Raw genomic sequence first — 1,705 nt, 5'->3', positions numbered from 1 at the left:
ATACCTTGAGGTAGCGTTCTACCGCCTCGGCCTGCGTTGCCCACCAGCGAACAGGCCGTGTTGACAATGCCTGCAACTGTTCCAGTTCAGCCTCGTTCCAGCTGACCTTGATCCCTACACCCAGTACCCGCTCAACATTAGGCAGCGCACCACCCAGCATCAGACCAACCACACCCCCCATCGAGTGTCCGATCACCACTAACCGACCGGCCCCGTTGATGAGTGGGATCAGGTCGGCCATCAGTGCAGCGTAGGTATAAGGCTTTTCCCATGGTGAACGCCCATGCCCCGGGAAGTCCGGCACCAGCCAGCGACCGGCCTTATTGCGCTCAATCAGATCAACCAGTCCTTCCCAGACCTCGCCGGTTGCACCGAGTCCGTGAAGCAGCAGATAGGTGGTCTCACCCGCACCCCCGGAACGAAGGTAAAGCCCGGCCACATTGATCTCCTGCCGGGTCATGCCCGCCCGGTGCACAGCGACGCCCGGTTAGACATGCAGAACCGATTGGCAACATAGAACTGTTCGAACCGCGTACCCGACTGGGCCAGTCGATCGATGTTCGGAGTCTGTACCACTGGGTTACCGTAACAACTGAGGTGATCAGCACGATGTTGGTCACTGACAAAAAAAACGTAATTTAGTTTGTTCGATCGCATTCTGTTTCAGTTGTATGTCGTGGTTCAGTGCTAAACCGTCGAGCCGAATTTCATATTGGCTGTGCCGAGTCTATCGTGCTTTTACTCCAACTGACCCGATGGATTCGGCTCCGGACTGCTGAAGGCAGCGTACCAGTCCCCGCATTTTTCTCGGGCGTCTTCCCAGTCTTCTACACTTTCGGTGTTGCGGTACATCAGGAAGGGGCGCAACCGATCCAGGTAATGGTCCAGCATACCCTGAGGGCGAAACTGTGTCGCCGCATAACCGTTCCAGTGGACTAATTGCTCGAGTGGACGTCTGTAACGCAGTCGGACATCTTTCTTTGGATACCCCACGGGTATCGTGCCGCACGCTGAGAGATACGGAGGGTACCCCAGAAGTTCGGACAACGCCTGGTTGGTCGATGTCTCGCCACCACCGGACAACCACGCGGATGTCAATCCCTGGGCCGTGACGGCAAGTTGAATGTTCTGGATCACAGCCCCCAGTGAGCAATAGTAAATGTTTTCGTTGTTTGCGGCGTATTCGTCCGGTCCTTCGGCATCTTCATTGTGTTGTGGAAAAGCGACTTTCCACCGGGGATCGCCCAGAACAATGAATATCGCCACGGTGTTCGACAGATAGGTTTTAGTCACCGCAGGAAAACCTTTGGCCTTAGCAAACAACCGGTTTGACTGCTCAACAAAAACATCGATTACAGCATCGCGCACAGTTGGATCATCCACAATGATCAGATCCCAACACTGGGTGTTAGCGCCGGTCGGTGCCCAGCGCGCGGACTCCGCTACCGATAGCAGGGCATCCCGTGAGACCTTCCGGCCACGTTCGAACTGACGAACGCTTCGGCGGCGGCGCACGATGTCGGTGAGAACATGGTGTTGTTCACCCCTTTGTGCGTTTACTGTATCAACTTCGTTCATGACTTTATCTCCTGATCCGGACTACAACCATTCAACCACGTTTGCTGCCGGCAGAAAACCATCCGCTGACGACGGGTGCTACACTGACTGGAATTACACTCAATTCATATCGTCATGCCGGCAGATC

At 55.2% G+C, this 1,705-nt stretch carries 3 protein-coding genes; all 3 read right to left on the bottom strand.

Going from position 1 to position 1,705, the window contains the following annotated elements; all coding sequences use genetic code 11:
* The coding region (locus MK323_15425) for an alpha/beta hydrolase (GenBank protein MCH2483534.1) at positions 1–475 on the bottom strand (475 nt) is incomplete at its 3' end.
* Complete coding sequence (locus MK323_15420) at positions 457–657, bottom strand: sulfatase-like hydrolase/transferase (protein ID MCH2483533.1); 201 nt, start codon at positions 655–657, stop codon at positions 457–459. The genes MK323_15425 and MK323_15420, both read right to left, overlap by 19 nt.
* Positions 658–738: 81 nt before the next feature.
* The gene (locus MK323_15415; GenBank protein MCH2483532.1) at positions 739–1,578 is read right to left on the bottom strand and encodes a nitroreductase family protein; all 840 of its coding nucleotides are present in this window, start codon (positions 1,576–1,578) and stop codon (positions 739–741) included.
* Positions 1,579–1,705: the final 127 nt, after the last annotated feature.

The sequence above is a fragment of the Gammaproteobacteria bacterium genome (assembly GCA_022450155.1).
Lineage (GTDB): Bacteria > Pseudomonadota > Gammaproteobacteria > Arenicellales > UBA868 > REDSEA-S09-B13.
This window is presented reverse-complemented; position numbering and strand designations above follow the sequence as displayed.